This is a genomic window from Citrobacter sp. C348, assembly GCF_047467975.1.
GTDB classification, from domain to species: Bacteria; Pseudomonadota; Gammaproteobacteria; order Enterobacterales; family Enterobacteriaceae; genus Citrobacter; species Citrobacter gillenii.
Map to the genome: position 1 here is coordinate 63,455 of NZ_JASJUJ010000004.1, position 22,116 is coordinate 85,570.

The following is a 22,116-nucleotide window of genomic DNA, read 5'->3' on the forward strand; positions in this document are numbered from 1 at the left end:
TTTATCTTCCTGCCCTCTGCGCATTGTTAAAAATTCACGGATGCGTCCTGTCGCACTGACAAGTAGAGTCTCGTCATCTTGTTCTTCAGGTGACGGACCGCCATGAATACTGACGCTACAGCTACACCGCATGACGCGATTTTCAAAACTTTTTTGAGCCACCCGGCTACTGCACAAGATTTTCTACAACTCCATCTGCCAGACGCTTTACGTGCTATTTGCGACCTGGAAACACTGAAACTGGAATCGGGCAGCTTTGTTGAAGACGATTTGCGCGCCTATTATTCCGATGTGCTGTGGTCGCTAAAAACGTCCGAAGGTGATGGCTATATCTACACCATCATTGAACATCAGAGTACCGCTGATGCCCATATGGCGTTTCGTCTTATACGTTACGCCATTGCAGTAATGCAGCGACATCTGGATGCGGGACACAAAAGACTTCCGCTGGTGATACCCTTGCTTTTTTACCACGGTACAACCAGCCCCTATCCCTACTCACTGTGTTGGCTGGACGAGTTTGACGACCCGAAGGCAGCCAGACAACTTTATGCCACGGCGTTTCCACTGGTAGATATCACGGTAATACCGGATGACGAGATCATGCAGCATCGCCGCATGGCATTGCTGGAACTAATCCAAAAACACATCCGTAAACGCGATTTAATGGGATTAGTAGAGAAGCTGGTCATACTGCTTGTTAAAGGGCACGCTAATGACAACCAGTTGAAAGCGCTGTTTAATTACCTTATGCAGGCAGGTGACTCGACGCATTTTAATGAGTTTATTCAACACGTCGCCGAACGTTTACCCCAACAAAAGGAAAGGCTGATGACAATCGCCGAAAGATTACGTCAGGAAGGTCACAGGAGTGGGTTACAAGAAGGGTTACAAACTGGGCTACAAACGGGCTTGCAACAAGGTAAGCGAGAGGAATCATTGCGCATTGCGACAACCATGCTGGCAGATGGTATCGATCAACTGACAATCCTCAGGATTACCGGCCTGGCAGTTGAAGACCTGGTGGCGAAAGATCATTAATCGCCTGGCCCGGCTAGCGTCGCGTAACCGGGCAAATCAACAGCACTAGATCTGCTGCTTCAACGCCACCAGCGCGGCACAGAACTCAGCAGGATGCGAAATAAACGGCGCATGTGCCGCTTTGGCAAATATCAACGACTCACTCTGCGGCCACAGTGCATCCAGCATCGGCACGACTTTACGCGGCACCAGCCCATCGAGATAGCCGTACAAACGCAGGAACGGCATGTCCAGGGCGCAGAGCGGCTCACGCAGGTCGACCGTTTTCAGGATCTCCAGCCCACCATTCAGCACCGCCACATCCGGCATCGGTAACGCCAGCACCGTTTTCTTCAGCGCCCGCGCATCCTGACGCGCCGTTTCCGTCCCCATCGTTTGCAGTGCCAGGAAACGTTCCACCGTGCGCTGGAAGTCTTCGCTAAGCTGCTGCTGGAAGCCCGCCAGAACTTCAGGCTTAATGCCGGGCCACTCATCGCGTGCGCTGAAACATGGCGAAGAGGCGACGGTAACCAGCGCCTGAACGCGCTCAGGATGGGTCAACGCCACCTGACTTGCCACCAATCCACCCAGACTCCAGCCCAGCCAGATGGCTTTCTCCGGAGCCTGTTGCAAAACGCACTCCGCCATTTCTTCCAGCGGCATCGCACCAAAACCCTGACTGCGCCCAAATCCCGGTAAATCAACCAGGTGCAGCGTAAAATGCGAGCTTAATTCCTCACTTATGCAATGCCAGACTTCCGCATTCAGTCCCCATCCGTGCAGCAGCACAAGATGGCAATTTCCCGAACCCCGGGTCTGCCACCAGATGTCATTCATCAGTTACTGTTCTCTTTTGACCAACAAGGATGAACCTATGCTAACAGTACCAGGATTGTGCTGGCTATGCCGAATGCCGTTAATGCTCGGGCACTGGGGAATGTGTTCCGTTTGCACGCGTGCGACGTGTCAACATGTCTGCCTGTGCCCACAGTGCGGGCTGCCCGCCGCCCACCCCGATATTCCCTGCGGACGCTGCCTGCAAAAGCCGCCGCCGTGGCAGCGACTGATCGCGGTCAGTGACTACGTGCCGCCGCTGAGCGGGCTTATCCACCAGCTGAAGTTTTCCCGGCGTAGTGACATCGCCCCCGCACTGTCGCGCTTGATGTTGCTGGAGGTATTGCAGGCTCGCCGTACCCGTGGACTTCCTTTGCCGAACAGGCTCATCAGCGTTCCACTCTGGCAACGCCGCCATTGGCGCAGGGGATTTAATCAAAGTGACTTACTGTGTCGCTCACTGGCACGCTGGCTGGGCTGCGACTGGGACGGTCAGGCCATCACACGAACTCGCCCCACCGCCACACAGCACCATCTCAGCGCCCGATTACGCAAACGCAACCTGAAAAATGCGTTTCGCCTTGAATTGCCGGTGCAGGGACTCCATATGGTTGTTGTGGATGATGTCGTCACTACCGGAAGTACCGTCGCGGAGATCGCGCAGCTGCTTTTACGCAACGGCGCGGCGACTGTCCAGGTATGGTGCCTGTGTCGAACCTTGTAGAGCCTCGATGATGGGCGTATTATAACCAAGTAAAATAGTCAACTATTAGGCCATTACTATGATCCATATTTCCGATGCTGCACAAGCGCACTTTGCCAAACTGTTGGCAAATCAGGAAGAAGGGACACAAATTCGCGTATTTGTGATTAATCCCGGCACGCCTAACGCTGAATGCGGCGTTTCTTATTGCCCGCCGGACGCCGTGGAAGCAACCGACACCGCCATTAAATTTGACCTGCTGACCGCTTACGTTGATGAACTGAGCGCACCGTACCTGGAAGAGGCAGAAATTGATTTTGTTACCGACCAGTTAGGCTCCCAGCTGACCCTGAAAGCACCTAATGCGAAAATGCGTAAAGTGTCTGATGACGCACCGCTGATGGAACGCGTGGAGTACATGCTGCAGTCGCAGATTAACCCACAGCTGGCTGGTCATGGTGGCCGTGTCTCCTTGATGGAAATCACCGACGAAGGCTACGCAATTCTGCAATTCGGTGGCGGCTGTAACGGCTGTTCAATGGTCGATGTCACGCTGAAAGAAGGCATCGAGAAGCAGCTGCTGGCTGAATTCCCGGAGCTGAAAGGCGTTCGCGATTTGACCGAACACCAGCGCGGCGAGCACTCTTACTACTAGCTCCCGAACCTGTAGAATATCCGTAGGCCCGATAAGACGCATCAGCATCGTCATCGGGCATTGATGCCGGATGGCAGCGTAAACGCGTTATCCGGCCTACACCCCTGCATTTCTCCGCATATGTCCTGCAACAATCCCCCTATAATTTGACCTGCCTCTCATAATTTAAATTTTGCCTGCCCAGGTGATTTTCAATCACCATATGTTACCCGTATCATTATCGCACGCACCTGGAACACTCATAACAGCCAGCTAAACTACGTAGTTTTGAAGGCAATCAGCATTGGTGCCGTAATAACTCTGTTCCCGGTCGGGACAAGCAGAATTTGTCATCTAAACACTGACGTTACCCATAACAAAGTAAAGGCCAGGTAAATCATGCCATTAGTCATCGTTGCTATCGGTGTAATCTTGTTACTCCTCCTGATGATCCGTTTCAAAATGAACGGCTTCATCGCTCTCGTCCTGGTGGCGCTTGCTGTCGGATTGATGCAAGGGATGCCACTGGATAAAGTCATCGGTTCAATTAAAGCCGGCGTCGGCGGAACCCTTGGTAGCCTCGCCCTGATTATGGGTTTTGGCGCCATGTTGGGCAAAATGCTGGCAGACTGCGGCGGTGCGCAGCGTATTGCCACCACGCTAATTGCTAAATTCGGCAAAAAGCACATCCAGTGGGCCGTGGTATTAACCGGCTTCACCGTGGGCTTTGCGCTGTTCTACGAAGTGGGCTTCGTGCTGATGCTGCCGCTGGTATTCACCATCGCAGCCGCCGCAAACATCCCGCTGCTGTATGTCGGTGTGCCAATGGCCGCTGCGCTGTCTGTGACCCACGGCTTCTTACCGCCGCACCCGGGCCCGACCGCAATTGCCACCATTTTCCACGCCGATATGGGTAAAACCCTGCTGTTTGGTACGATTCTGGCGATCCCGACCGTTATTTTGGCCGGTCCGGTGTACGCGCGCTTCCTGAAAGGCATCGATAAGCCAATCCCGGAAGGTCTGTACAGCGCAAAAACCTTCACTGAAGAAGAAATGCCAGGCTTTGGCGTCAGCGTCTGGACCTCTCTGGTTCCGGTCGTGCTGATGGCGATGCGTGCTATCGCGGAGATGATCCTGCCGAAAGGCCATGCCTTCCTGCCGGTTGCAGAGTTCCTCGGTGACCCGGTTATGGCAACGCTGATTGCCGTTCTGATTGCGATGTTCACCTTTGGTCTGAACCGTGGACGTTCGATGGATCAGATTAACGACACGCTGGTGTCCTCCATCAAGATCATCGCAATGATGCTGTTGATTATCGGTGGTGGCGGTGCGTTCAAACAGGTACTGGTGGATAGTGGCGTCGACAAATACATTGCCTCTATGATGCATGAAACCAACGTTTCTCCGCTGCTGATGGCATGGTCAATCGCCGCCGTACTGCGTATCGCGCTGGGTTCTGCTACCGTGGCAGCCATCACCGCCGGTGGGATTGTGGCACCGCTGATTGCAACGACTGGCGTGAGCCCTGAGCTGATGGTTATTGCAGTCGGCTCCGGTTCCGTCATCTTCTCCCACGTGAACGATCCGGGCTTCTGGCTGTTCAAGGAATACTTCAACCTGACTATCGGCGAGACCATCAAGTCATGGTCAATGCTGGAAACCATTATTTCGGTATGCGGTCTGGTAGGGTGTCTGCTGCTGGGAATGGTCGTCTGATAAAACTGTGCCGGGTGGCGCTTCGCTTACCCGGCCTACAGCCCTCATCGTAGGCCGGATAAGACGCATTCTGCGTCGCCATCCGGCAAAATAATACTACTTCTTCTTCGCGGCGGCCTTGCGCCGTTTGTCCAAATCCTTAATCAGCTTGTTCACCCCACCATCGGCAAACATCGCCTCAAGCGTCGTCGTCAGCTTACGCCGCCAGTTTTTGTACTGGTCGCTGGTCCCCGGAATATTGACCGGCTCCGCCATATCCAGCCAGTCCTCCGGCTGCAGGCCCAGTAGGGCGCTGTTGCTGTCGGCGATATAGCGCTGCATACCCCGGTTGAGGATCGGCGTCATCGACATCAGCGACGCCTTGTGCCCGGCACGTTTTGGCAAGCAACCGTATTTGTGCAGCGCATCCAACAGGCCCTGCTTCGCCAGTTCCCGGTCCTGATACAACCCGCGCAGCACGACCTCGTCCGGGTACAGACCCAGCGCTTTACCCAGCGTCAGGTCACCGCTGTCCCAATAGCCTTTAAGCGTAGGAAGGTCATGCGTCGCCGCGACTGCCATTGATTGTTCCGGGTATGCCTGCGGCGCGCGGAAGTTCTTCTCATGGTCATTCTCAAAATAGAGCACTTTGTAGGAATACACGCCGCTGTCACGCAGCTTGCTGACAATTTCTACCGGTACAGTACCCAGGTCTTCACCAATCACCATACAGTGATGACGTTGACTTTCCAGCGCCAGAATAGAAAGCAGGTCGTCGACCGGATAATGCACGTAGGCGCCGTGATCGGCGGTTTCGCCGTAGGGGATCCACCACAAACGCAGCATCGACATTACATGGTCAATACGCAGCGCCCCGCAGTTCTGCATATTGGCACGCAGCAGCTCGATAAACGGCTCGTAGGCGCGCGCGGTGATGATATGCGGATCCATCGGCGGCAGCCCCCAGTTCTGACCGAGCGGGCCAAGGATATCCGGCGGCGCGCCAACGGAGGCTTTCAGGCAGTACAGCTCGCGGTCACACCAGGTTTCCGCCCCGCCTTCTGCCACGCCGACCGCCAGGTCGCGGTACAGCCCGACAGGCATTGCAAAGCCCTGGCTGGTTTCCCAGCAGGCGGCAAACTGGGTATACGCCAGCCACTGCAACCAGAGATAGAAATCCACCTCATCGCGGTGCTCTGCGCAGAACTGTTTCACCGCCGGTGAGTCCACCGTCCGGAAGTCTTCCGGCCACGCAGGCCAACCCCAGCGCGATTCATCTTCTTTCACCTGATACGCATGCAGCGCGTCAAACGCCGCCTGCCAGTACAGGCTGTCTCCTTCCTGAGCCACAAAATGACGAAATGCCGCCATCTGCTCATCATCACGCACAGAGAATCCTTTCCACGCCAGACGTAGCGCGGTCATCTTCAGCGTGGTCACGGTAGTGTAATCCACCCACTCGGCATCGCGGGCGTGTTTCAGGGCTTGCTGCGTGGCAGGCTTCTGCCACCAGGCCTGCGCCGCTTTGCTCAGACGGAAGTCCTCTACCGCATTCACGTCAATGTAGATCACATTCAACCAGCGGCGCGAAGACGGGCTGTACGGGCTGGCGCTCTCCGGGTTCGCCGGATACAGCGCGTGGATCGGGTTGAGGCCGATAAACGCCCCTCCGCGTTTAGCCACTTCCGGCAGCATCGCCTTCAGATCGCCAAAATCACCAATCCCCCAATTGTTCTCTGAACGCAGGGTATAAAGCTGGACGCAGGCACCCCACAGCTTTTGCCCGGCCAGCAGCGCCTGCGGCTCATAGCAACGTTTTGGCGCGACGATGATGCGGCAATGGCTGCGCGCTTCGTCCTGAGTCAGGGTGAGCGTGTGATACCCCTCCGGCAACTTCGCCGGAAGGTGAAAAGATTTACCGCCAGTGACATGCCCTTTGTGCTGCACACCGTCTTCGGTGGTCAGCAGCCAGCTAAATTCACCACTCCCTTCAACCGCCAGCGGCATTTTTTTGCCGACGGAATACACCATCACGTTTGGCACCGGAGTCACCGCCACTTTCGTGGCGGCGGTAGTACGATGCATGGCGTCAAGCAAACGCCGTTTGGTATCGGCGCCAATAGACTGCGGTTTACCGTGGGCATTAATGTAATTGGGGCTGATCCCCGCCGCCAGCGCGGCATTATCCAGACGTTTGCCTTCCATCGCGGTTCCTTATTAGCGTTTTGCCTGCCAGATACGAGCCTGATAATCGCGGATGGAGCGATCCGAGCTGAACATGCCACAGCGTGCGGTATTCAGGATCGCTGCCCGGGTCCAGGCCTCCTGGTCGCGGTACAACACGTCAACCTGCTTCTGTGCCTCAACGTAGGCGGCGAAGTCGGCCATCACCAGATACGGGTCACCGCCTTGCTTGCCAATACTGTGCAACATCTGATCAAAGGCGTGTTTATCACCGTTGCTGTATTTGCCGCTTTCCAGCTCTTTCAGTACCGCATCCAGCACTTTGTCTTTCTTGCGCCATTTCACCGGGTCATAGCCTTTCGCCTTCAGCGCCTTCACCTCTTCCACGGTGTGGCCAAAGATAAAGATGTTTTCATCACCCACTTTCTCGGCGATTTCGACGTTAGCCCCGTCCAGCGTGCCCACCGTTAACGCTCCGTTCAGCGCCAGCTTCATGTTGCCGGTACCAGACGCTTCTTTGCCCGCCGTCGAGATCTGCTCAGAGATATCCGCCGCCGGGATCAGCATTTCCGCCGCTGAGACACAGTAATCCGGCAGGAATACCACCTTCAACTTGTCGCCGACGTGCGGATCGTTATTAATGGTTTCCGCCACTTTGTTGATAGCAAAGATGATGTTCTTCGCCAGGTAGTAACCCGGTGCCGCTTTCGCGCCAAACAGGAATACGCGCGGGACGCGATCTGCCTGCGGGTTCTCACGAATTTCTTTGTACAACGCCAGAATATGCAGCAGATTCAGGTGCTGGCGTTTGTACTCATGCAGACGTTTGATCTGAATATCAAAGATGGCGTCGGTGGTTATCTCAATACCGGTACGCGCTTTAATAAACGCCACCAGGCGCTGTTTGTTCGCCAGCTTGATGTCGCGATACTGCTGACGGAACTTAGCGTCGTCGGCGTATTTTTCCAGATTGATCAACTGGTCAAGATCGTTGGCCCACTCTTTCTTCAGCGATTTATCCAACAACGCAGCAAGCGCCGGGTTGCACTGTTTGATCCAGCGACGCGGCGTAATACCGTTAGTCACGTTATGGAATTTGTTCGGCCACAGCTGGTGATATTCCGGGAACAAGTCTTTCACGACCAGATCAGAGTGCAGCGCCGCTACGCCGTTAACAGCAAAGCCGCTAACCACGCACAGATTCGCCATGCGTACCTGCTTGTTGTGCACGACTGCCAGCTTCGCCCAAACCGCATCGTCGCCAGGCCAGGTTTTATCCACCAACGTCTTAAAGCGGTCGTTAATCTCTTTGATGATTTGCATATGGCGCGGCAGCAGCGCTTTTATCAGTTTCTCATCCCAGCACTCCAGCGCTTCCGGCATCAGCGTATGGTTGGTATACGCGAACGTTTTGCTGGTAATCGCCCACGCGTCGTCCCAGCTCATCTGATGCTCGTCAATCAGCACGCGCAGCAGCTCAGGAATAGCGATGGTCGGGTGGGTGTCGTTCAGCTGAATGACTTCGAAATCAGCCAGTTGATGCAGCTTACGCCCTGCCAGGTGATGGCGGCGCAGAATATCGGCTACCGAACAAGCGCACTGGAAGTACTGCTGCATCAGGCGCAGCTTCTTGCCCGCCGTGTGGTTATCGTTCGGGTACAGCACTTTAGTCAGTTTTTCAGCGTCGATACCTTGCTGCTCTGCACGCAGGAAATCGCCGTCGTTGAATTTGGTCAGGTTAAACGGATGCGCGTGGCTGGCCTGCCACAGACGCAGCGGTTGTGCCACGCCGTTACGATAACCGAGCACCGGCAGATCCCAGGCCTGACCGGTGATGATAAACCCAGGCGTCCAGTGACCTTCTTTGCTGACTTTGCCGCCAATACCGACCTGCACATCCAGCGCCTCGTTATGACGGAACCACGGGTAGCTTCCGCGATGCCAGTCATCCGGCGCTTCCATCTGTTGGCCATCGGCAAACGACTGACGGAACAGACCATACTGGTAATTCAGGCCATAGCCCGTCGCCGACTGGCCGACCGTCGCCATCGAATCAAGGAAGCAGGCCGCCAGGCGTCCCAGGCCCCCGTTACCTAACGCCGGATCGATCTCTTCTTCCAGCAGGTCGGTCAGATTGATGTCGTGCGCTTTCAATTCATCGCTCACACCCTGATACCAACCCAGGTTGAGCAGGTTGTTACCCGTCAGACGGCCAATCAAAAATTCCATCGAAATGTAGTTAACATGGCGCTGGTTTTTAGCGGGTTTCACCGCAGGCTGGGCGCTGAGTAATTCAGCTAACGCCCCACTCACGGCCTGCCACCACTGGCGCGACGTCATGTCGTGGGCCGACAGTAAACCAAAGCGCTGCCACTGACGCGTCAGGGCAGCCTGAAATTGATCTTTATTGAAGGTAGGCTGTGACATAGAGGTTCCAGATCCTTTAGGTAATAAAACAACGTTATCGCTAGTTTGCCAGGCTCGTTGTTGACATTCCTCATCCTGGCACGGATTAGGCAGGGAGGAGGAGCGGGGATGAGCATAAAAATGTGATCGCGGCCACTTAAAGGAGGGGGTATTGCCCGTAAATTCGAGCATTCCCTGCAATTTCCTACAGGCTACGTACTAATAACAAGGGATTAATCGACAATATCAAATAAGGGGATGACGATGAGAAAAAATGTGTAAACAGGGGAAATAGTTTCTAACCTGAAATACTTATACCGGATAAGTTAACTCTCATGAAAATTTTAAGTCGGCCACAAAATTCGGCGAATTTCATCTATCACCTGAGTAACCATATAAAAATGAAGGTAATTTTTGGCGTAGTTAAAATAACAACGGATCCAGTCGCCACGCCTGTTGCGAGTCTTTAAAGCAATTATTGCAATAGATGTATAAATTTGTGACATAGTGCAAAATCAGACACACAAAAATCCCACTTAGCTTGCATAAAATACCAATCTGGCCGACCTTATAACCATTAATTACGAAGCGCAAAAAAAATCATTTTCCCCATTTTCACACAGTGAAGTGACAAACTTATGTTGATTCCGTCCAAATTAAGTCGTCCGGTTCGTCTCGACCATACGGTGGTTCGCGAGCGCCTGTTGGCTAAACTTTCCGGCGCGAACAATTTCAGGCTCGCCCTGGTAACAAGTCCTGCTGGTTATGGAAAAACGACGCTGGTTTCACAGTGGGCGGCGGGGAAAAATGAACTGGGCTGGTTCTCACTGGATGAGGGTGATAACCAGCAGGAACGCTTTGCCAGCTATTTGATTGCCGCTATCCAACAGGCGACCGGTGGACACTGCGCTACCAGTGAAGCCATGGTACAAAAACGCCAGTACGCCAGCCTGACCTCACTGTTTGCTCAGCTCTTCATTGAACTGGCGGAATGGCATCGTCCGCTGTACCTGGTGGTGGATGATTACCATCTGATTTCCAATCCGGCCATCCACGAAGCCATGCGTTTTTTCCTGCGCCATCAGCCTGAGAATCTCACGCTGGTGGTGCTGTCACGTAACTTACCGCAGCTGGGTATTGCCAACCTGCGGGTGCGCGATCAGTTACTGGAAATTGGCAGCCAACAGCTGGCCTTCAACCATCAGGAAGCGAAACAATTTTTCGACCGACGTTTATCCTCCCCTATCGAAGCGGCTGAAAGCAGCCGCATGTGCGATGACGTCGCGGGATGGGCCACCGCATTACAGCTGATTGCCCTTTCCGCACGGCAGAACAATCATTCTGCGCACCAGTCGGCACGACGCCTGGCCGGGATCAACGCCAGCCATTTATCGGATTATCTGGTCGATGAGGTGCTGGACAGTGTGGATCTCAGCACCCGCCATTTCCTGTTGAAAAGCGCCATCCTGCGCTCCATGAACGATGCGCTGATTGTGCGGGTGACCGGAGAAGAAAACGGCCAAATGCGGCTGGAAGAGATTGAGCGTCAGGGTTTATTCCTGCAGCGGATGGACGACATCGGCGAATGGTTTAGCTATCACCCGCTGTTTGGCAACTTCTTACGCCAGCGCTGTCAGTGGGAACTGGCAGCCGAACTTCCCGAGATCCATCGCGCCGCTGCAGAAAGCTGGATGGCGCAAGGTTTCCCCAGCGAAGCTATTCACCATGCGCTGGCGGCAGGTGACGCCCATATGCTGCGCGATATCCTGCTCAATCATGCGTGGGGGCTGTTTAACCACAGCGAGCTGGCGCTGCTGGAAGAGTCATTAAAAGCGCTGCCGTGGGAAAGCCTGCTGGAAAATCCACGTCTGGTGCTGCTACAGGCCTGGCTGATGCAGAGCCAGCACCGCTACAGTGAAGTGAACACCCTGCTGGCGCGCGCTGAGCAGGAAATGAAAGGTGACATGGAGCCAACGCTGCATGCCGAATTTAATGCGCTGCGTGCTCAGGTAGCCATTAACGACGGGAATCCTGACGAAGCCGAGCGTCTGGCAAAGCTGGCGCTGGATGAGTTACCGATAGCCTGGTTCTACAGCCGTATCGTCGCCACCTCGGTGCATGGCGAAGTCCTGCACTGTAAGGGCGACCTGACACGCTCGCTGTCGTTAATGCAGCAAACAGAGCAAATGGCACGTCATCATGACGTCTGGCATTACGCGCTGTGGAGTCTGATCCAACAAAGCGAAATTTTATTCGCCCAGGGCTTTTTGCAGGCCGCCTGGGAAACCCAGGAAAAAGCCTTCCAGCTGGTGAAAGAGCAACATCTGGAACAGCTGCCTATGCATGAATTCCTGGTACGCATCCGCGCGCAGCTCCTGTGGGCCTGGGCGCGGCTGGACGAATCCGAAGCCTCTGCCCGCAGCGGCATTGAACTGCTTTCCACCTTTCAGCCGCAGCAGCAGCTACAGTGTCTGGCACTGCTGGTACAGTGTTCGCTGGCGCGAGGCGATCTGGACAATGCCCGCAGCTTGCTCAACCGTCTGGAAAACCTGCTGGGCAACGGACATTATCACCGCGACTGGATCTCCAATGCCGATAAGGTCCGCGTGATTTACTGGCAAATGGTCGGTGACAAAAATTCGGCCGCCAACTGGCTGCGTCATACGCCGAAACCGGAGTTTGCCAACAACCACTTCCTGCAAAGTCAGTGGCGTAACATTGCCCGCGCGCAGATCCTGCTCGGTGAATTTGAACCGGCAGAAATTGTGCTGGAAGAACTCAATGAAAATGCGCGCAACCTGCGCCTGATGAGCGATCTCAACCGCAACCTGTTGTTGCTGAATCAGCTGTACTGGCAGGCTGGACGCAAAAATGATGCACAGCGGGTGTTACTTGATGCACTGCAGCTGGCGAATCGTACCGGGTTTATCAGCCATTTTGTGATTGAAGGCGAAGCGATGGCGCAGCAGTTACGCCAGCTAATCCAGCTTAATACGCTGCCGGAGCTCGATCAGCACCGTGCCCAGCGTATTTTGCGCGAAATTAACCAGCACCATCGCCATAAATTCGCCCACTTCGATGAAGGGTTCGTTGAGCGTCTGCTTACTCACCCGGAAGTGCCGGAGCTTATCCGCACCAGCCCGCTGACCCAGCGCGAATGGCAGGTGTTAGGACTGATTTATTCCGGCTACAGCAACGAGCAAATCGCCGGTGAGCTGGCCGTTGCCGCGACGACCATCAAAACGCACATCCGCAATTTGTACCAAAAACTCGGCGTGGCTCACCGCCAAGACGCGGTACAGCATGCGCAAAAACTGTTGAAGATGATGGGGTACGGGGTGTAATTAGCCCGGAGGCGCTAACGCTTACCGGGCCTGTTGCTGGCTTAGCACAGCTCCAGCTGAATATGATGGTCGGCGATAACCTGCATCACACCAGCAGGCGGCAGAGTGTCGGTATACACGGCGTCCACCATGCTGATGCTGCCCATATTCACCATTGCATTACGACCAAACTTCGAATGATCCACCACCAGCATCACATGCCGTGAATTCTCAATAATGGCGCGTTTGGTACGAACTTCGTGGTAATCAAATTCCAGCAATGAACCATCGCTGTCGATACCGCTGATCCCCAAAATACCGAAATCCAGACGAAACTGTGAAATAAAGTCGAGGGTGGCTTCGCCCATAATGCCGCCATCCCGGCTACGCAGTTCGCCCCCGGCCAAAATAATGCGGAAGTCTTCTTTCACCATCAGCGTATTGGCCACATTGAGGTTATTGGTCACAATACGCAAGTTGCTATGGTTCAGCAGCGCGTGAGCGACCGCTTCTGGCGTGGTACCGATGTCAATAAACAGCGTCGAGCCGTTCGGGATCTGCGTGGCGACTTTACGGGCAATGCGCTCTTTTTCCGCCGTCTGCGTGGCCTTACGATCGTGCCAGGGGGTATTCACCGAGCTGGATGGCAACGCCGCGCCGCCGTGGTGGCGCAAAATCATGTTCTGATCGGCCAGGTCGTTAAGGTCCCGGCGAATCGTTTGTGGGCTGACGGAGAAATGCTCCACCAACTCCTCAGTGCTGACGTATCCCTGTTTTTTTACCAGTTCAATGATCGCGTCATGTCGTTGTGTTTGTTTCATTATTGTTCCCTGGAATTTTGCCGGATGGCGCTAACGCTTATCCGGCCTACAGTTTGCTATCACAACACTCTCATTCAAGTTCGTTTTCGCACATTGAGCGTGTCTGCCAATGCCATAGCCAGACCAACGGCCAGGCCAGCCATATGTGCGCCGTTCGCCATCGACATGCCAAACAGATCGAACCAACCGGCAACAATCCAAATCAAGGCGAAGAGAATCAAACCACGCTGCAGGAAAATACCGCTTTGCGGATCTCGTTCGCCGCGTAGCCACACATAGCCCATCAACGCATACACCACGCCAGACAACCCACCAAACCAAGGGCCGCTAAATTTCTGCTGCACATAGCCGCTCAGCAGAGCGCTGATGACGGTAATAACGATCAGTTTTCCGCTGCCCAACCGCTTTTCTACTGCCCCGCCGAGATACCACCACCACAGCAGGTTGAAGAGGATGTGCATCAGCGAGAAGTGCATAAAAGCGTGGGTGAAATAACGCCAGAATTCAAATTTCAGCGAGGGATCGAACGGCCACGCTAACCACAGCATCACCGTTTGATCGCCCACCACATTCATGGCGATAAACACCAGCACACACGCGGCCATCACCACCCAGGTTACCGGGCCGGCACGTTCGCGCAGCGCGGCAAGAAACGGAAAACGTTGATAGTGCAGGCCACTGTCGGTATGGCCGGACTGCCAGCTGGCCGCCAGGTAACGCGGGTCGCCTGGGTTTTCCAGAAAACGCGCCAGCTCAGCGCGCACGCGTTCGGCCTGGGATTCATCCGCCAGCCAGACATCTGTTTGACTATGTTGTTGAATCGTCAGGATAACGCCCTGTGTCGCCATATAATCAACAAAGGCCTGCGCCACGCGGGGGTTAGCAAAAGAGGTAATCATCAACATGTTGCTGTCGCTTATTCCACACAAAAGAGGACAGTATATATACCCTTCTTACTTCGAGCTGCATCTTTGTTGGCTTTCCTCGCTCACTCCGGTCACGTACTGTTTGTACGCTCCCGGAGATTCGCTGCGTCGCCGTCGCGATGCAACTCGAATTAATTTGGGTATAGTCTTACGAACCGTATGTCACTTCCGCCGGAAAATGTCGATGCCAGGCATCGAATCCACCGTCGACGCTGTACACCGCATCATAGCCCTGCTGGAGCAGGTACTGCGCCGCCCCTTTACTGCTGTTGCCGTGGTAACACATCACCAGCACGACGGTATCGAAATCATGGTCACGCATAAAGGAACCCAGCGTGTCGTTAGTCAGGTGAAACGCCTGCGGCGCATGGCCCATGGCATAGCTTTGCGGATCGCGGATATCCACCAGCACCGCCGTTCCGTGCAGTAGCTTCTGATGGGCTTCTTCGACATTAATACATTCAAACTGATCCATGATGTTCTCTTATTATTTCTGTGCAGGTAACCAATATTACCTGGCAGTGTACGTCGCCTGCACAGGTAAACGCCATAATGTTATATGTATCACTGTAAATTGTTTATCCGATGTTACCAATGGCGCGATTCTTTGCTATTATGCTCGATAACGAACATTAATGAGCTATAACGAAAGTGCGAGAGGCCAGCATGGAAACCAAAGATCTGATTGTGATAGGTGGAGGCATCAACGGTGCCGGTATCGCGGCAGATGCCGCTGGACGCGGTTTATCCGTGCTGATGCTGGAAGCGCAGGATTTAGCCTGTGCAACCTCCTCCGCCAGCTCCAAACTCATCCACGGTGGCCTGCGCTACCTGGAACACTACGAATTTCGTCTGGTCAGCGAAGCGCTGGCTGAACGTGAAGTCCTGTTGAAGATGGCACCGCATATCGCCTTCCCGATGCGTTTTCGTCTGCCCCATCGCCCGCACCTGCGTCCGGCCTGGATGATCCGTATTGGCCTGTTTATGTACGATCATCTGGGCAAACGCACCAGTTTACCGAGTTCCACTGGTTTGCGTTTTGGCGCGGATTCCGTAATGAAACCCGAGATTGTGCGCGGTTTCGAATATTCTGACTGTTGGGTAGACGATGCGCGACTGGTTTTGGCAAATGCCCAAATGGTTGTGCGTAAAGGCGGGGAAGTGTTAACCCGTACTCGCGCCACCTCCGCTCGTCGCGAAAACGGTCTGTGGATTGTCGAAGCAGAAGATATCGATACCGGCAAGAAACACACCTGGCAGGCACGCGGCCTGGTTAACGCCACCGGCCCGTGGGTGAAAGAGTTCTTCGACGACGGTATGCACCTGCCTTCACCTTACGGTATCCGCCTGATTAAAGGCAGCCACATTGTGGTGCCGCGCGTACACACCCAGAAACAGGCTTACATCCTGCAAAACGAAGATAAACGTATTGTGTTTGTCATTCCGTGGATGGATGAGTTCTCAATTATCGGCACCACCGACGTCGAATACAAAGGCGATCCTAAAGCAGTGAAAATTGACGACAGCGAAATCAATTATCTGCTGCAGGTCTACAACGCACACTTTAAGAAACAGCTGGGCCGCGAGGATATCGTCTGGACCTACTCGGGCGTACGCCCGCTGTGCGATGACGAGTCCGACTCGCCGCAGGCTATTACCCGCGATTATACGCTGGATATCCACGACGAAAACGGCAAAGCGCCGCTGCTGTCAGTCTTCGGCGGCAAGTTAACCACCTACCGTAAGCTGGCCGAGCACGCGATGGAAAAACTGTCGTCGTACTATCAGGGCATCGGTCCGGCATGGACCAAAGAGTGCATCCTGCCTGGCGGTGACATCGGCGGCGATCGCGAAGATTACGCGGCAAAACTGCGCCGTCGCTATCCGTTCCTGACCGAATCACTGGCGCGCCACTATTCGCGCACCTACGGCAGCAACACCGAGTGGATCATCGGCGAAGCGACCTCGCTTGCTGAGTTAGGCGAAGACTTCGGGCACGAGTTCTATGAGGCAGAGCTGAAGTATCTGGTCGATCACGAATGGGTACGCCGCGCCGACGATGCGCTGTGGCGCCGCACGAAAGAAGGCATGTGGCTGAACGCCGAGCAGCAGGCACGCATGACCCAGTGGCTGGCAGAGTATGTTGAGAAGCACCAGCTATCGCTGGCGTCCTGATAAAAATGCCGGATGGCGGCTGACGCCTTATCCGGCCTACAAGAGTGCATTAACGTAGGCCGGGCAAGCGAAGCGCCCCCGGCAACGAGCGCCCTGTAGGCCCGGTAAGCGTCAGCGCCGCCGGGCATTTTGCCGGATGGCGGCTAACGCCTTATCCGGCCTACAGGTAGCCCTATCTCTTGTTACAACCGTACTGAATCAATATGCCAGATGTTCTCGGCGTACTCTTTGATGGTTCTGTCCGATGAGAAGTAGCCCATGTTAGCAATGTTAATCATTGCCCTGGTGGTCCACTGCTCTGGCTCGCGGTACAGTTCATCAACCTTGTCCTGGCAATCGACATAGCTACGATAATCCGCCAGCACCTGATAGTGGTCACCGAAGTTGATCAGTGAATCCACGAGGTCGCGATAGCGCCCCGGCTCCTCAGGACTGAAGACCCCGCTGCCGATTTGCGTCAGCACCTGATGTAACTCCTCATCTTTCTCGTAATACTCGCGCGGCTTGTAGCCTTTGCTACGCAAGGCCTCCACCTCTTCCGCGGTATTACCAAAGATAAAGATATTCTCCGCACCCACATGCTCGAGCATCTCGACGTTGGCCCCATCCAGCGTACCGATGGTCAACGCACCGTTCAGCGCAAATTTCATATTACTGGTGCCGGAGGCTTCGGTCCCGGCCAGCGAAATCTGCTCAGACAGGTCGGCGGCAGGAATGATCACCTGCGCCAGGCTGACGCTGTAGTTCGGGATGAACACCACCTTCAGCTTGTCGCCAATCTGCGGATCGTTGTTGATCACTTTTGCCACATCGTTGATCAGATGGATGATGTGCTTCGCCATGTAATAGGCCGACGCAGCCTTACCGGCAAAGATATTCACGCGCGGCACCCACTCGGCGTCAGGATCGGCCTTGATGCGGTTGTAGCGGGTGATCACATGCAGCACGTTCATCAGCTGACGCTTGTACTCGTGAATACGTTTGATCTGCACATCAAACAACGATTTCGGGTTCACCACTACGTTCAGTTGCTGAGCGATAAGCGTCGCCAGACGCTTTTTATTCTCCAGCTTCGCACGGCGTATCGCCTGGTTCACCAGCGGGTAATCACAATGCTGTTCCAGCTCGCTAAGTTGGCTGAGATCGGTTCGCCAGGTACGGCCAATGTTCTCATCCAGTACCTCAGAAAGCGGCGGGTTGGCCAGCGCCAGCCAGCGGCGCGGCGTCACGCCGTTGGTGACGTTGCAAAAACGCGTCGGGAAGATTTTCGCAAAATCAGCAAACAGCGACTGCACCATCAGGTTGGAGTGCAGCTCAGACACGCCGTTTACTTTATGGCTGACCACCACCGCCAGCCACGCCATACGCACGCGGCGGCCGTTGGACTCATCAATGATCGAGGTACGTCCCAGCAGGCCGGTATCGTTCGGATACTGCTCCTGCAACGTCTTCAGGAAGTAGTCGTTAATCTCAAAGATGATTTGCAGATGGCGCGGCAGGATCTTGCCCAGCATATCCACCGGCCAGGTTTCCAGTGCTTCGCTCATCAGCGTGTGGTTGGTGTACGAGAACACCTGGCAGCAGACCTCAAACGCATCGTCCCAGCTAAACTTGTGCTCATCAATCAGCAGGCGCATCAGCTCAGGGATCGACAACACCGGGTGGGTATCGTTGAGGTGAATGGCGATTTTATCCGCCAGGTTGTCGTAGGTTTTGTGCAGCTGATAATGGCGGCTCAAAATATCCTGGATCGTCGAGGAGACCAGGAAGTACTCCTGGCGCAGACGCAGCTCGCGCCCGGAATAGGTGGAGTCATCCGGATACAGTACGCGGGAGACGTTCTCAGAGTGGTTTTTATCTTCCACCGCCGCAAAGTAGTCGCCCTGGTTAAATTTACCGAGGTTGATTGCGCTACTGGCCTGAGCGTTCCACAGGCGCAGCGTATTGGTCGCGTCAGTGTCGTAACCCGGGATAATCTGGTCGTATGCCACCGCGAGGATCTCTTCGGTCTCGACCCAGCGCATCTTCTTGCCTTCCATCTGAACACGGCCACCAAAGCGCACTTTGTAGCGCGTATTGTGGCGCTTGAACTCCCACGGGTTACCGTATTCCAGCCAGTAGTCCGGTGACTCCTTCTGTCGGCCATCCACAATATTCTGCTTGAACATGCCGTAGTCATAGCGAATACCGTAACCACGTCCCGGCAGGCCTAACGTCGCCAGCGAGTCGAGGAAGCAGGCTGCCAGACGCCCGAGGCCGCCGTTACCGAGGCCGGGGTCATTTTCTTCGTCGATCAGATCTTCGAGATCCAACCCCATGCCTTCCAGCGCATTTTTGACATCGTCATAAATTCCCAACGATAACAGTGCATTGGAAAGCGTGCGGCCAATCAGAAACTCCATAGACAGGTAATAGACCTGGCGAGTTTCCTGTGACAATTGCGCACGATTAGAACGCAGCCAGCGCTCCACGAGGCGATCGCGCACCGCGAACAATGTGGCGTTCAGCCACTCATGTTTGTTGGCAATGACCGGGTCTTTGCCAATCGTGAACATCAGCTTGTAGGCGATAGAATGCTTAAGAGCCTCTACGCTGAGTGTGGGCGATGCATAACTAAATGGAGCATTCATATAGGTGATTCCTGGATATCTATTTCAAGCGATAGTAAAGCTCACGGTAGGACTTCGCCGCGACTTGCCAGCTAAAATCCATGGCCATTGCCTGACGTTGCACAAACCGCCAGAGCGAAGGGCGCGACCACAACACGAAAGCACGCCGGATTGCCCGCAGCAGCGACCAGGCATTACTATCTTCAAATACAAACCCACTGGCGATACCGTCCGCCAGGTTTTCCAGCGAACTGTCGGACACCGTATCAGCCAGCCCACCGGTACGCCGCACCAGCGGTAGCGTACCGTACTTCAGTCCATACAATTGTGTTAAGCCACACGGCTCAAAGCGACTGGGCACCAGAATAACGTCGGCCCCGCCCATAATGCGGTGCGAGAAGGCCTCATGATAGCCAATCTGTACACCCACCTGGCCCGGATGCTCTGCCGCTGCCGCAAGGAAACCTTCCTGCAACACCGGATCGCCCGCACCAAGCAACGCTAGCTGTCCGCCCTGCTCCAGTAAACCGGGTAGCGCTTCCAGCACCAGATCCAGCCCTTTCTGACTGGTCAGGCGGCTCACCACTGCAAAAAGCGGCGCTTTGTCGTTAACCTTAAGCCCCATCGCAATCTGTAGCTGACGCTTGTTCTCGGCTTTGTCTTCCAGCGAGTCACGCGTGTAGCGCGATGCCAGCAGCAGGTCCGTTTCCGGACTCCAGATGTTTTCATCAACGCCGTTCAGCACGCCGGAAAGACGTCCCTCACGATGACGCTGCTGCAACAATCCCTCCATTCCATAGGCAAATTGCGCCTCGGTGATTTCCCGCGCGTAGGTCGGGCTAACCGCCGTAATATGGTCGGCGTAGTACAACCCCGCCTTCAGGAAAGAAATCTGCCCGTTGAACTCCAGTCCATGCACATTAAAGAATGACCATGGCAATTGGATGTCATCCATATGCTTTGCATAAAACATGCCTTGATAGGCCAGGTTGTGCACGGTGAACACCGATTTCGCCGGGTGGCCGCGTGCCGCCAGATACGCCGGGGCCAGACCTGCATGCCAGTCGTGCGCGTGCACCACATCCGGGCGCCAGAATGGATCAAGCCCACAGGCCATTTCGCATCCCACCCAGCCGAGCAGCGCAAAGCGCAGGACGTTATCAGAGTAGGCAAACAGGTTGGTATCGTGATACGGGCTGCCGGGACGGTCGTAGAGGTGCGGCGCGTCAATCAGGTAAATACCGACGCCGTTGTAATGGCCGAACAGCAGCGTGATACGTCCGGCAAAGGTATCGCGCCGCGTCACGACCTGCGCATCAGGAATGCCGCGACGGATATCCGGAAACGCCGGGAGCACAACGCGGGCATCCACGCCATCGGCAATTTGCGCGGCCGGCAACGCGCCAAGAACATCTGCCAGTCCCCCGGTTTTTAACAGGGGGAACATCTCTGAACATACGTGTAAAACCTGCATTATCGCTCCTGTTTGATCTGCAGTTTGCGCAGCATTTCACGCGTGACCAGCACAATACCTTCCTCTGAACGGTAGAAACGACGCGCATCTTCTTCTGCGTTTTCACCAATCACCATGCCTTCAGGAATGACGCAGGCGCGATCGATGATGCAGCGGCGTAAGCGGCACGAACGCCCGACCCACACCTCAGGTAACAACACTGCCGAATCAATGTTACAGAAAGAATTCACCCGCACCCGCGGGAACAGAACGGACTGCACCACCACCGAACCGGAAATAATACAGCCGCCAGAGACCAGCGAGTTCAGCGTCATACCGTGGCTACCGGAGCGGTCCTGCACAAACTTCGCCGGCGGCAGTGATTCCATATGGGTGCGAATCGGCCAGTCCTGATCGTACATATCCAGTTCCGGAGTGACCGACGCCAGATCGAGGTTAGCCTTCCAGTAGGCTTCCAGCGTCCCTACGTCGCGCCAGTACGGCTCGGATTCCGGATCTGACTGTACGCAAGATTTAGGGAATGGATGTGCATACGCCATGCCAGCTGCGGTAATTTTCGGGATGATATCTTTGCCAAAGTCGTGGCTGGAGTTCTCATCGAGATCATCTTCTTCAAGTAATTCATACAGATAATCGGCGTTGAAAACATAGATCCCCATACTGGCAAGGGATCGGGTCGGATCGTTTGGCATAGCCGGTGGATTCGCCGGTTTTTCCACGAATTCGATGATTTTGTCGCTGTCGTCGACGTCCATGACGCCAAAGGCGCTGGCTTCCTCAATCGGCACCGGCATACAGGCCACGGTGCAGCGTGCGCCTTTTTCGACGTGGTCGATCAGCATGCGCGAATAGTCCTGCTTGTAGATGTGATCGCCCGCGAGGATCACCACATATTCCGCTTTATAGCGTCGAATGATGTCCAGGTTTTGAGTGACCGCATCCGCCGTGCCGCGATACCAGTTTTCACCCTGCATTCTCTGCTGGGCGGGCAGCAGGTCGACAAACTCGTTCATCTCTTCACTGAAGAACGACCAGCCGCGCTGAATATGCTGCACCAGCGTGTGGGACTGGTACTGGGTGATCACGCCAATACGGCGGATCCCGGAGTTAATGCAGTTGGATAAAGCAAAATCGATAATGCGGAACTTACCGCCAAAATGCACGGCAGGCTTAGCACGTTTGTTGGTTAAATCTTTCAGGCGGGTACCACGACCACCGGCCAGGATTAGGGCAACAGATTTTAATGGCAGCTGGCGCGCCAACATTACACGATCGTTCTTCTCTAAACTCACCATGACTAACTCCTTTTTTA

15 protein-coding genes are annotated in these 22,116 nt (G+C 54.8%); 6 read left to right on the forward strand and 9 right to left on the reverse strand.

The window, feature by feature from the left end; genetic code table 11:
- Window positions 1–102 precede the first annotated feature (102 nt).
- Entirely contained in the window at window positions 103–1,041 is a 939-nt protein-coding gene (locus QNN86_RS09340) for an Rpn family recombination-promoting nuclease/putative transposase (protein ID WP_414210993.1), read from the forward strand.
- Between the two features lie 45 nt (window positions 1,042–1,086).
- On the opposite strand, the gene bioH is transcribed toward QNN86_RS09340, so the two are convergent.
- The gene (bioH, locus tag QNN86_RS09345) at window positions 1,087–1,857 is read right to left on the reverse strand and encodes a pimeloyl-ACP methyl ester esterase BioH (RefSeq protein WP_181618412.1); all 771 of its coding nucleotides are present in this window, start codon (window positions 1,855–1,857) and stop codon (window positions 1,087–1,089) included.
- 37 nt (window positions 1,858–1,894) lie between these two features.
- Here bioH and gntX point away from each other — a divergent pair, with 37 nt between their 5' ends.
- The 3 genes from gntX to gntT all read left to right on the forward strand — a co-directional run bounded on the left by gntX (window position 1,895) and on the right by gntT (window position 4,907).
- Window positions 1,895–2,578 carry a DNA utilization protein GntX gene (gene gntX / locus QNN86_RS09350; RefSeq protein ID WP_414210994.1) on the forward strand — a complete coding sequence of 228 codons (684 nt, stop codon included), beginning with the start codon at window positions 1,895–1,897 and terminating at the stop codon, window positions 2,576–2,578.
- Window positions 2,579–2,636: 58 nt separating this feature from the next.
- A complete protein-coding gene (gene nfuA / locus QNN86_RS09355) occupies window positions 2,637–3,212 on the forward strand; it encodes a Fe-S biogenesis protein NfuA (RefSeq protein ID WP_096759262.1) in 576 nt (191 codons plus the stop codon).
- A 378-nt stretch (window positions 3,213–3,590) separates the two neighbouring features.
- Window positions 3,591–4,907 (forward strand): gluconate transporter, encoded by a 1,317-nt coding sequence (gene gntT / locus QNN86_RS09360; RefSeq protein ID WP_096759261.1) that lies wholly within the window; start codon window positions 3,591–3,593, stop codon window positions 4,905–4,907.
- Between the two features lie 96 nt (window positions 4,908–5,003).
- Here the strand turns inward: gntT and malQ are convergent, their stop codons facing one another.
- Window positions 5,004–7,091, reverse strand: coding sequence for a 4-alpha-glucanotransferase (gene malQ, locus QNN86_RS09365; protein WP_414210995.1), 2,088 nt, complete (start codon window positions 7,089–7,091; stop codon window positions 5,004–5,006).
- A gap of 12 nt (window positions 7,092–7,103) precedes the next feature.
- Window positions 7,104–9,497 (reverse strand): maltodextrin phosphorylase, encoded by a 2,394-nt coding sequence (malP, locus tag QNN86_RS09370; RefSeq protein WP_414210996.1) that lies wholly within the window; start codon window positions 9,495–9,497, stop codon window positions 7,104–7,106.
- A 617-nt stretch (window positions 9,498–10,114) separates the two neighbouring features.
- On the opposite strand from malP, the gene malT reads away from it, so the two are divergent.
- A complete protein-coding gene (gene malT / locus QNN86_RS09375; protein WP_279277567.1) occupies window positions 10,115–12,820 on the forward strand; it encodes an HTH-type transcriptional regulator MalT in 2,706 nt (901 codons plus the stop codon).
- A gap of 41 nt (window positions 12,821–12,861) precedes the next feature.
- Here the strand turns inward: malT and QNN86_RS09380 are convergent, their stop codons facing one another.
- The 3 genes from QNN86_RS09380 to glpE all read right to left on the reverse strand — a co-directional run bounded on the left by QNN86_RS09380 (window position 12,862) and on the right by glpE (window position 15,021).
- Window positions 12,862–13,620, reverse strand: coding sequence for a DeoR/GlpR family transcriptional regulator (locus QNN86_RS09380; RefSeq protein ID WP_096759257.1), 759 nt, complete (start codon window positions 13,618–13,620; stop codon window positions 12,862–12,864).
- A gap of 74 nt (window positions 13,621–13,694) precedes the next feature.
- On the reverse strand, window positions 13,695–14,525 hold the full coding sequence (gene glpG / locus QNN86_RS09385; RefSeq protein ID WP_181618406.1) for a rhomboid family intramembrane serine protease GlpG: 831 nt from the start codon (window positions 14,523–14,525) through the stop codon (window positions 13,695–13,697).
- Window positions 14,526–14,694: 169 nt separating this feature from the next.
- Window positions 14,695–15,021 (reverse strand): thiosulfate sulfurtransferase GlpE, encoded by a 327-nt coding sequence (gene glpE, locus QNN86_RS09390; RefSeq protein ID WP_181618405.1) that lies wholly within the window; start codon window positions 15,019–15,021, stop codon window positions 14,695–14,697.
- Between the two features lie 191 nt (window positions 15,022–15,212).
- Between glpE and glpD the strand changes: the two genes are divergently transcribed.
- On the forward strand, window positions 15,213–16,721 hold the full coding sequence (glpD, locus tag QNN86_RS09395) for a glycerol-3-phosphate dehydrogenase (protein ID WP_096759254.1): 1,509 nt from the start codon (window positions 15,213–15,215) through the stop codon (window positions 16,719–16,721).
- A 182-nt stretch (window positions 16,722–16,903) separates the two neighbouring features.
- On the opposite strand, the gene glgP is transcribed toward glpD, so the two are convergent.
- The 3 genes from glgP to glgC are packed head-to-tail and all read right to left on the reverse strand — an operon-like array spanning window position 16,904 to window position 22,099.
- Window positions 16,904–19,351, reverse strand: a complete 2,448-nt coding sequence (gene glgP, locus QNN86_RS09400; protein WP_181618403.1) for a glycogen phosphorylase — start codon at window positions 19,349–19,351, stop codon at window positions 16,904–16,906.
- Between the two features lie 19 nt (window positions 19,352–19,370).
- Entirely contained in the window at window positions 19,371–20,804 is a 1,434-nt protein-coding gene (gene glgA / locus QNN86_RS09405; RefSeq protein ID WP_182270794.1) for a glycogen synthase GlgA, read from the reverse strand.
- Window positions 20,804–22,099 carry a glucose-1-phosphate adenylyltransferase gene (gene glgC / locus QNN86_RS09410; RefSeq protein ID WP_181618402.1) on the reverse strand — a complete coding sequence of 432 codons (1,296 nt, stop codon included), beginning with the start codon at window positions 22,097–22,099 and terminating at the stop codon, window positions 20,804–20,806. Before glgC ends, glgA begins: the two co-directional genes overlap by 1 nt.
- Window positions 22,100–22,116 lie beyond the last annotated feature (17 nt).

Excerpts from the sequence above, each read along its gene's own strand:
- malT (WP_279277567.1), top strand. The coding sequence starts at position 10,115 with ATGTTGATTCCGTCCAAATTAAGTCGTCCGGTTCGTCTCGACCATACG.
- glgP (WP_181618403.1), bottom strand. The coding sequence starts at position 19,351 with ATGAATGCTCCATTTAGTTATGCATCGCCCACACTCAGCGTAGAGGCT.
- bioH (WP_181618412.1), bottom strand. The coding sequence starts at position 1,857 with ATGAATGACATCTGGTGGCAGACCCGGGGTTCGGGAAATTGCCATCTT.
- glpD (WP_096759254.1), top strand. The coding sequence starts at position 15,213 with ATGGAAACCAAAGATCTGATTGTGATAGGTGGAGGCATCAACGGTGCC.
- QNN86_RS09340 (WP_414210993.1), top strand. The coding sequence starts at position 103 with ATGAATACTGACGCTACAGCTACACCGCATGACGCGATTTTCAAAACT.
- glgA (WP_182270794.1), bottom strand. The coding sequence starts at position 20,804 with ATGCAGGTTTTACACGTATGTTCAGAGATGTTCCCCCTGTTAAAAACC.
- malQ (WP_414210995.1), bottom strand. The coding sequence starts at position 7,091 with ATGGAAGGCAAACGTCTGGATAATGCCGCGCTGGCGGCGGGGATCAGC.
- glpG (WP_181618406.1), bottom strand. The coding sequence starts at position 14,525 with ATGTTGATGATTACCTCTTTTGCTAACCCCCGCGTGGCGCAGGCCTTT.
- malP (WP_414210996.1), bottom strand. The coding sequence starts at position 9,497 with ATGTCACAGCCTACCTTCAATAAAGATCAATTTCAGGCTGCCCTGACG.
- glgC (WP_181618402.1), bottom strand. The coding sequence starts at position 22,099 with ATGGTGAGTTTAGAGAAGAACGATCGTGTAATGTTGGCGCGCCAGCTG.
- gntX (WP_414210994.1), top strand. The coding sequence starts at position 1,895 with ATGCTAACAGTACCAGGATTGTGCTGGCTATGCCGAATGCCGTTAATG.
- QNN86_RS09380 (WP_096759257.1), bottom strand. The coding sequence starts at position 13,620 with ATGAAACAAACACAACGACATGACGCGATCATTGAACTGGTAAAAAAA.
- gntT (WP_096759261.1), top strand. The coding sequence starts at position 3,591 with ATGCCATTAGTCATCGTTGCTATCGGTGTAATCTTGTTACTCCTCCTG.
- glpE (WP_181618405.1), bottom strand. The coding sequence starts at position 15,021 with ATGGATCAGTTTGAATGTATTAATGTCGAAGAAGCCCATCAGAAGCTA.
- nfuA (WP_096759262.1), top strand. The coding sequence starts at position 2,637 with ATGATCCATATTTCCGATGCTGCACAAGCGCACTTTGCCAAACTGTTG.